The organism is Rothia sp. HMSC072B03, assembly GCF_001809565.1.
Lineage (GTDB): Bacteria > Actinomycetota > Actinomycetes > Actinomycetales > Micrococcaceae > Rothia > Rothia mucilaginosa_A.
On the sequence record NZ_KV797964.1, the window covers coordinates 83,144 to 91,360 of the forward strand.

Genomic DNA, 8,217 nt, shown 5'->3' on the forward strand with positions numbered 1-8,217 from the left:
GGGGGGGGGGGGGAGAGAGCCGGGGGTTATCTCGGCCACGCGGCCGAGGGGAGAGATCGTCATAGAACGGTAAGGAGAAAATTTTCAGGGAACGAGAAGAAAAAAACACGCGGCGCGGAGCGATATTTTCAAATAGTGCTTGTCATAAAACCGCTTAATGTAAAGTTTTCTTGTTACGGGTGTGAAATTTTTGTCCGTAAGGGCCTATATGCACAACTGCATAAATTGGGAAACGTGCGGACGAAAAATAGCTGAGGTATGGCTACTCTTAATTTATTGGCGGGTTTCTAAAATTAGGGCCGGAGCCCCGAAATGTAGCCGATTGCCCGGAACCGCCCCGGAAACCAGGTACGTGATGACGAACCCGACGAGGGGTTTCGTGCCGTTCGCGAGACGATATTTTTGTTCCCAAACCAAATAAAAGTCGCAATTACAATAAATAATCGTCACGTTATATACATCTAAATAATCATTAAGTCTAGTTTGACGAAACGGCGTGTCGCACGTCTAATAGATATATAAGCGTGTTTGCTTTGGGGGACCGTAGAGGCTGAAGCGAACCATGCCACACCATACACACTAAGATTCCGTCCACGACGGATCCGCAGACTCATTATCCTCACAATGAGAACACGGAAGGAAAACCCATGGGCTCCTACCTAGCCGCTGACCGCATGACCGCGGCACGCACATCAGGCGCTCAGCACCGTAGCATGAACCCTGCACCATCACTCGAACAGGCCGCCGATGCCTTTCTAACCGACGCCGAGCGGCGACAGTCCGCCCCCGTCGATATTTGGGCTGCCGCCGCTGGACTCTACGGAACCGAAGGAGACGACGGAGAGCTCGCCTGGCAAGCCGAAGCGCTCTGCGCCCAGACCGACCCCGAAGCCTTCTTCCCCGAAAAGGGCGGCTCCACCCGGGACGCCAAAAGGGTGTGCGGTGTATGCCCCGTACGCGAAGAGTGTCTACAATATGCAATGGACAATGACGAGCGCTTCGGCATCTGGGGCGGTCTGTCAGAACGAGAACGCCGCCGACTACGCAAGCAGGCGAGCTAAGCCAGGAAGGTACAACCCACATGCAGACTGCGCGACTGTGCTCCCGCCAAACCTGCCGACGAGAGGCGACCGTCACCCTCCACTACTCTTACGCGGACTCCACCGCAACCATCGATGAGCTCTCGGAGTTTCGTGACCCTCACGCCTACGACCTCTGCGACGAGCACGCCGCCCGACTCACCGCACCGCAGGGCTGGCACGTAGTCTACAAGGTACCTGTCCAGGCTGTGGACACCGAAAGCTAAGCTTTAAAGCACTAGAATGTAAAGAACCTTCCGCGAATTGCCGTGGAAGGTTCTTTGCGTGTGAGAAACTGGCAGGTAGTATTCACCCGCCCGAACACACTCAACGGACACTCACTCACGATAGAACGCGAGACCATGACCAAAGAAACACCTCGAGGCATGTGGGGAGCCCTGCGCCCGGCCATCCGTCGAACCAACGCAGAGGAGCTCCTGCAGGCCCGCCAAGCCGAACGACAGACCAACCGTCAGGCTGTTGAACCGGCACCGAACACCGGCGCCTTCGGACGCATCGCCGCCGACGTTCCGAACGTTGCCGAAGAACCCGACCTGCCCACCGGTTCCGTTCCCGTCGTTCCGGCCCGCAGCAAGTTGCGCGAGCAGGGTGTTGGTTCGCGCGTGCGCACCCGAACCAACGTTTCCACCGGTTTCGTGCCCCTGGTCCGTGACTCTCAGAGCACCCCCAAGAACCCCACGCTCAGCGATCTCAACCGTGAGACCATGCAGCGTGCCGCCGAAGCTGAAGCGACAGCTACAACCCCCGCGAGCGCCTCCAGCGCACCCGCCGCGGATGCACCCGCTCAGGCGGCGAGCGTCGCCACCGCCGAGGCCGCAACCACCACGGGTAGCAGCCGCAAGTACCGCACCGAAACCACCCGCACGGGCCAGAACCGGACCGTCGCCGACCCCAACGCGCCGCTCTCTTCGCTCGCCTCCTCACCAGAGGCTGCGGAACGCGCCGCGGCACGCCAGGACGCCATGCAGGATCAGCCGCGCCTGCTGAGGCTGCGTTCCACGCTCATCGCCCTCGCCGTGCCGCTGAGCGTGCTGATGATTGCGATTCGCGTCGTCGCCTCCGCACCCTTCCTCTGGTTCGAGTACCACCGACCCGGGTTCCCCGAGGATAGCTACGGCTACTACCTCATCGAACGCATGCGCCTGGGTTCCTACGGCCTGGACTACATCAACAACTTTGCCCCGCGAGAGTACCTCGCGCGCATCACCACCGGTGCCGACAACGCTCTTGCCTTCACCGACGCAGAGGTCAACCACATGCACGATGTGAAGTGGGTTCTGCTAATCGCCACGATGGCCGTCGCCGTATTTGTGCTGATCACGCTCTTCAGCAGCCTCTCGCTGCGCGAGCGCGCCCCCGGGGTGATTCGCCGTAGCCTCTTCACCGGCACCTGGATTACCCTCGGCCTCATCGTGGTGTTGGGCGTCGTGGGAGCCTTCGGCTGGGAATGGCTCTTCACGACCTTCCACCAGGTGTTCTTCCCGCAGGGTAACTGGGAATTCTCGGTGCGAAGCACCCTGATTCGCCTCTACCCGCCGCAGTTCTGGATTGACGCGGCCATCGCCGTGGCGGTTATCGTGGCCGTGCAGATCGTGATTCTGCTGGTGGGCACCTGGCCCACGACCTATCGCAAGCTTAAGGCGGAGCGTCGCCGCCAGGAACGCCAGGAACTGCGCGTCAAGCTGGCCTCGGCCCGCGTGGGCGAGAACTAGCATCGCGCACCAGAACGCATAGCGAGGGGGCCGGAACTATAAGTTCCGGCCCCCTCGCGTATTTGGGGCGTCGGCAGACTAAGCCTCATGGACTAAGCCTCGTGGACTAAGCCCCGCAGACTAAGCCTCGTGGACTAAGCCCGAGATTCTAAATCCAAGACTTAAACCACATGTGCGAGTACCACTGCTCGTAGGGGATGACCTGAGCTGTCCACAGCGGCATGAAGTACGCGCTCAGCACGAGCACACCCACCAGGTACAGCACAACCACTGTCACGCCGACGCGCGCCCTCACCACCGAACCGCGAGCCCCCGAGAGGCACAGGCCCAGGGCACCGGCCAGCAGCAGAACCAGGAACGGCTCGAAGGACAGCGCGTAGAAATAGAACATCGTGCGGGTCGGGTACATAAACCACGGGAAATAGCCGGCACCGAACACCAGCAGCAGCGCGCCAAAACGCCAGTCCCGCTTGAGCAGGAACACGAATAGGCCCACCAAGATCGCGGGAATAAACGCCCACCAGATTGCCGGGTTACCAATGTTCAAGATGGCCTCGGAGCATGACTTTACCGTGCATCCGGCAGAACCCAGCTTCGGCGACTCGTAGAAGTACGAGGTCGGGCGGCCCAGAATCAGCCACTGCCATGCCTGCGAGGAATAGGTGTGCGGGGTGCTCAGACCCGAGTGGAACTTGAAAGCGGAGGCGTGGTACTCCCACAGGGAACGCAAATCCTCCGGGAGCCACAAAAGGCCCTTGCCCGGGTTCTCCTGAGCCCAGTGACGGAAGTACGCATTCGAAGACTGGAACCAGCCGGCCCAGGTGCTCAGGTACACCAGCAGACCCACGCCAATCATCTGCACGAAGGCCGGGATGCCATCGCGCACCAGAGCAATCAGCCCCCACTTCGGCAGGCCAACGATGCGGCGGGCATTCATATCCCAGAAAACCGTCAGCAGACCCATCGCGGCGATAAAGAAGAGAGAGTTCCACTTCACGCCCACGGCGGCACCGGCGCACACACCGGCCGCCACACGCCACAGCCGCAGGCCCATACCCGGACCCCAAGACATCGGAGGGAGCTCCCCCCGGTACTGCCGGGCAGCCTCCGCAATATTGCGGGCCAATACGCGCCGGGCGTGGATGCGGTCCAAGAGCAGGCACACGAAGGTCGCCAGAATCCAGAACATCTGGAAGATATCGAGTAGCGCCAGGCGCGACTCAACCAGCATGAGGCCGTCCACAGCGGCCAGCAGTGCCGCGATGGTCGAAACCGTTACGGAACGGAAGAGCAACCACGCTGCGTAGGCAATCAGCGCCACCGAAAGCGTACCGATGACGGCCGCCGAGACGCGCCAACCGAAGGGATTATTATCGCCAAAGATCGCCATGCCGGCGGCAATCATCCATTTGCCCAGCGGCGGATGCACCACGTACTCCGGCGAGTCCGGCAGGATACCCGAGGGGTGCCCCGCTACGAAGGAGGCGTTCGCGTCCTTCGTCCAGCTCAGTTCGTAGCCGTAGTGAACGTAGGAGTAGGCATCTTTCGCGTAGTAGGTTTCGTCGAAGACGATGGCGTTCGGGTGGGCCAAGTTGTAGAAGCGCAGCACGCCGGCCAGCAACACAATCAGCGTGGGAGCCACCCAGCCCCAGCGCGGGGCACGGATGTAGGCGACAGCGAGGGCATCGAGCAGGGAATCCAGGCCGTAGCGTCCTGCGCGGACGGCGGCCTGGCTCGACTCGGTCGAGGCCTCGGGGGAGGAGAGCTTAGGTATCTTCACCCATCCATCCTAAATGGTTAGACAGTACGATGCACCATTTCCGCCCGGTGACGAGGGTATATGACGCCATGAGGGTCCGCCGCGGGGGAAGCACCGCCCTCACCCGCCGCCCAAAAAACGAGCGTTACACTTAGGTGGTAAGCGAAGACCAGACACAGACACGAGGCCTGCCATGACCGCACCCGCCGCCGAATACCCCGAAGAATCCGCCGAGCTCTCCGAACCCTCAACGGCCGATGCGCCCAACTCCGACGTGCCCGTCACCTCCGAGGAAAGCGGCGTGCTCATCCTCGGCGGCACCCCCATCGGTAACCTGGCCGACGCCTCCGACCGCCTGCGCTCGGCCCTCGCCACCGCAGACCTCATCGCCGTTGAGGACACCCGCAAGCTGCGGACCCTCGCCTCCGGGCTCGGTGTGCGCACCCGCGGTCGCGTCATCGTCAACCATGACCACAACGAAGAAGGACGCAGCGCAACCATCGTGCAGGCGGTGCAGGATGGCCAGCGCGTGTTGCTTCTCTCGGACGCGGGCATGCCAACCATCTCCGACCCCGGCTACGTGGCTGCGGCCGCGGTTGCCGAGGCGGACCTGCCCGTCACCGTGGTGCCCGGCCCCTCCGCCGCGCTGACCGCGCTCGCGCTCTCCGGCCTGCCCACCGGCCGCTTCACCTTCGAAGGGTTCCTGGCCCGAAAGGGCTCCGAGCGTTCGCGTCGCCTCGCCTCGCTGGCGGGGGAGGAACGCACCATGATCTTCTACGAGTCCCCGCACCGCACCGCCGCGACCCTCGCTGACTTTGTGCAGACCTTCGGCGCGGACCGTCGAGGCACCGTCAGCCGTGAGCTGACCAAGCTCCACGAGGAGGTTCGCCGCGGCACCCTGGCCGAGCTCGCCGAGTGGGCTGAGTCAGAACGTATTCGCGGCGAGATCGTCATTATCGTCGAGGGCGCGCAGGCCCCCGAAACCCCCGAAGCGCAGGACGTCGTGCAGCTGGTCCTCGACCGTGTGGCCGCCGGCGAGCGACTCAAGGCCGCCTGCGCCGCCGTGGCCGCCGAGACCGGCACCTCCAAGCGCGAGCTGTACGAGGCAGCCCTGGCCGCCCGCTCGGAATAATGAACCGCCCGGAATAGTTATTACTGTGACGCCGTGACCCCGCGGGGCGTGCCCCCCCCGGGTTGTCCTGCGCGGACTATCCCGCGGTATCGCAAACACACAGAAGGATTCCCCATGTGCCAGAACCACACCGGTAACACCATCACCCAGGAGGACCTGAACGCCCTCGCCTCCCTGGCGGGGTACACCCTGCCCACCCCCGCGCAGCTGGAGGGAACCGTGCTGCCGCAGGGCTGGAGTGTCGTGCCCGGCGAAATCCCAGCCCCCTACGAGGCGGAGCTCTACGTGGGTATTAGCGACGCCGAGGGCGGGGAGGGCACCCGCCGCCGCTCCACGACCGGTGAGAACGGACGCAGTCGCAACCTGCTTTTTCCGCCTGCCCCCGAGCCGCTGCCCTACCCCATCGTGGACAACCACACTCACATGGACCTGCTCGACGGTGAGGTAGAAATCAGCGCCCGCGATGCGCTCGACACCGGTGAGAAGCTCGGCATCGGCGCCATCGTGCAGGTCGGATGCGATATTCCCTCCTCCCTCTACGCCGTAGCCGCCGCCCAGGCCGATGAGCGTGTGCTCGCAGCCGTCGCGATTCACCCGAACACCGCGCCCGAACTGGCTGCAGCCGGTCAGCTGGAGGCGGCGCTCGCCACCCTTGACGAGCTTGCCGCTACCGACCGTGTGCGCGCTATCGGTGAGACCGGCCTGGACTACTTCCGCACCGGCGAGGAGGGCAAGGAGGCGCAGCACTATAGCTTCCGCGAGCATATCCGCCTGGCGAAGAAGCATAACCTGGCGCTGCAGATTCACGACCGCGATGCCCACGAGGACGTCGTGCGCATCCTGGACGAGGAGGGCGCGCCGGAGCGGACCGTGTTTCACTGCTACTCGGGTGGGCCCGAGCTGGCCGAAATCTGTAACGAGCGCGGCTGGTACATGAGCTTTGCCGGCACGGTGACGTTCAAGAACTCGAAGGGTATTCAGGAATCGTTGGCGATGGCTCGCCCCGAGCTGATTCTGGCTGAGACGGATGCACCGTTCTTGACCCCGCATCCTTTCCGCGGTCGCCCGAACGCGTCGTACATGACAAATTACACGGTGCGTTTTATGGCTGCTCACCGCGGTGAGGAGCTGGAAGCACTATGTCGCCTCATCCGCGAAAATTCGGAGCGCGTGTATGGCCAGTGGTAGGCAACCTATCTCTGCTATACATGAGGGGACGTGTCATTCCGATATCGCGTTTATGGCGGCAAGAACTGAACATTAGCTTTGTTAGGTTGTCCGTCTAGATTTGTGATAGTTTCATATTATTCACTCTCATGTTATTCACTCTCATGTAAATTATTCCTTTCCGGGATGTCGTAGATAAGAGACGGCCCATCCGCATTACGTTTGCACGACGTGCGCCATGCCCGGTTCCCCTGCTGGGCACTATGTGCCCCTTATACGACATCATTATGAAATCGGAGGATTCTTTCGGTGAGAATTACTAAGTATGTTCTGGGCCTGGATGGTGCGAACCGTTTCGACTCGTTTTATTCGGTGGGCGCACCCGCGCGGGATTTTGTGCCTTACTCTGCGGTCGATAACCGCGACAACCACGTCACGGATAAAGAGTTTGACGTCGAGCTTTTCCGGAGGCGTTGGCACCGCGAACCCACCCCGGCGGAGCGCGGTTGCATGCTGAGCCACGTGAATATGTGGCGTGATTTTCTGGCTACCGATACCGACTGGGCTCTGATCGCTGAGGATGACATCCTGATTTCGCCTGACGCTGAGGCAGTGGTGAACGCAATCATCACCAAGTATCCGCAGGTACAGCTGGTGAACCTGTGCGATGCGTACTCGTTCAAGGCCGGCACCATGAACCCCCGCGTGGAGTACATCCGCCTGTCTCTACTCTCTCCTTTTGTGTGCGGTAAGTACCGTATGGGTAAGCTGTACGGTTCGACCCGTCTGGGTTGCACCGGTCTGTACCTGATTTCCCGTTCGGGCGCTGAGCTGCTGCTCAAGCAGCTTGAGGGTAAGGCTCCGGGCACTGTTGCTGATGACTACACGCTGTACCAGCAGTGGGGCGTGGATGTGCGTTTCGTGCAGCCCGGCCTGTGCGATTGGGAAGGCAGTAGCGTCATCCTGGATTCCGGTAAGAGCCACCTGGAGATGCTGACCGAGAACCAGAAGGGTGCGAGCGCGCTGGATCGTCTGCGTATTGCCTTGGCGCCGAGGGTACGTCTGAAGAATATAAAAAATGCTCTGAATGCAACCCTCGATGAGGTGAAGCAGCGCCTGGGTAAGGCGAAGTAAGTAAGTCTCTTCGCGCAGGTCCCTCCCCATCACACGCGTGGTGGGGAGGGATTTTTTACGGGTGTTTTCAGGCCTCGCGGGTGAGGCTATATATAAAGTGCGAGACATAACAGGAAGCCGTACGCCAAATATTGGGGGCTATCTTGGCTTGAATGATAGGGTATTTTATACATACCATTCACTCATCGACTAGGTGATATTCCATGGTACGCG

Annotated in this window: 7 protein-coding genes; 6 read left to right on the forward strand and 1 reads right to left on the reverse strand. The window is 61.4% G+C overall.

Features of this window, described 5'->3' with window-relative positions; all coding sequences use genetic code 11:
* Nucleotides 1-647: 647 nt before the first annotated feature.
* The 3 genes from HMPREF2630_RS09215 (at nucleotide 648) to HMPREF2630_RS00940 (ending at nucleotide 2,812) form a co-directional block, all read left to right on the forward strand.
* Entirely contained in the window at nucleotides 648-1,061 is a 414-nt protein-coding gene (locus HMPREF2630_RS09215; protein WP_080974942.1) for a WhiB family transcriptional regulator, read from the forward strand.
* Between the two features lie 20 nt (nucleotides 1,062-1,081).
* Entirely contained in the window at nucleotides 1,082-1,306 is a 225-nt protein-coding gene (locus tag HMPREF2630_RS00935) for a DUF3499 family protein (protein ID WP_049333002.1), read from the forward strand.
* A 135-nt stretch (nucleotides 1,307-1,441) separates the two neighbouring features.
* A complete protein-coding gene (locus HMPREF2630_RS00940) occupies nucleotides 1,442-2,812 on the forward strand; it encodes a TIGR01906 family membrane protein (protein WP_049333000.1) in 1,371 nt (456 codons plus the stop codon).
* A gap of 148 nt (nucleotides 2,813-2,960) precedes the next feature.
* On the opposite strand, the gene HMPREF2630_RS00945 is transcribed toward HMPREF2630_RS00940, so the two are convergent.
* Entirely contained in the window at nucleotides 2,961-4,592 is a 1,632-nt protein-coding gene (locus HMPREF2630_RS00945) for a dolichyl-phosphate-mannose--protein mannosyltransferase (RefSeq protein ID WP_070482934.1), read from the reverse strand.
* Between the two features lie 172 nt (nucleotides 4,593-4,764).
* Between HMPREF2630_RS00945 and rsmI the strand changes: the two genes are divergently transcribed.
* The 3 genes from rsmI to HMPREF2630_RS00960 all read left to right on the forward strand — a co-directional run bounded on the left by rsmI (nucleotide 4,765) and on the right by HMPREF2630_RS00960 (nucleotide 8,004).
* Nucleotides 4,765-5,703, forward strand: a complete 939-nt coding sequence (gene rsmI, locus HMPREF2630_RS00950; RefSeq protein WP_070482937.1) for a 16S rRNA (cytidine(1402)-2'-O)-methyltransferase — start codon at nucleotides 4,765-4,767, stop codon at nucleotides 5,701-5,703.
* A gap of 114 nt (nucleotides 5,704-5,817) precedes the next feature.
* Nucleotides 5,818-6,891 (forward strand): TatD family hydrolase, encoded by a 1,074-nt coding sequence (locus HMPREF2630_RS00955; RefSeq protein WP_070482940.1) that lies wholly within the window; start codon nucleotides 5,818-5,820, stop codon nucleotides 6,889-6,891.
* Between the two features lie 288 nt (nucleotides 6,892-7,179).
* Nucleotides 7,180-8,004, forward strand: a complete 825-nt coding sequence (locus HMPREF2630_RS00960; protein WP_070482943.1) for a glycosyltransferase family 25 protein — start codon at nucleotides 7,180-7,182, stop codon at nucleotides 8,002-8,004.
* Nucleotides 8,005-8,217 lie beyond the last annotated feature (213 nt).

Excerpts from the sequence above, each read along its gene's own strand:
- HMPREF2630_RS09215 (WP_080974942.1), top strand. The coding sequence starts at position 648 with ATGGGCTCCTACCTAGCCGCTGACCGCATGACCGCGGCACGCACATCA.
- HMPREF2630_RS00935 (WP_049333002.1), top strand. The coding sequence starts at position 1,082 with ATGCAGACTGCGCGACTGTGCTCCCGCCAAACCTGCCGACGAGAGGCG.
- HMPREF2630_RS00940 (WP_049333000.1), top strand. The coding sequence starts at position 1,442 with ATGACCAAAGAAACACCTCGAGGCATGTGGGGAGCCCTGCGCCCGGCC.
- rsmI (WP_070482937.1), top strand. The coding sequence starts at position 4,765 with ATGACCGCACCCGCCGCCGAATACCCCGAAGAATCCGCCGAGCTCTCC.
- HMPREF2630_RS00955 (WP_070482940.1), top strand. The coding sequence starts at position 5,818 with ATGTGCCAGAACCACACCGGTAACACCATCACCCAGGAGGACCTGAAC.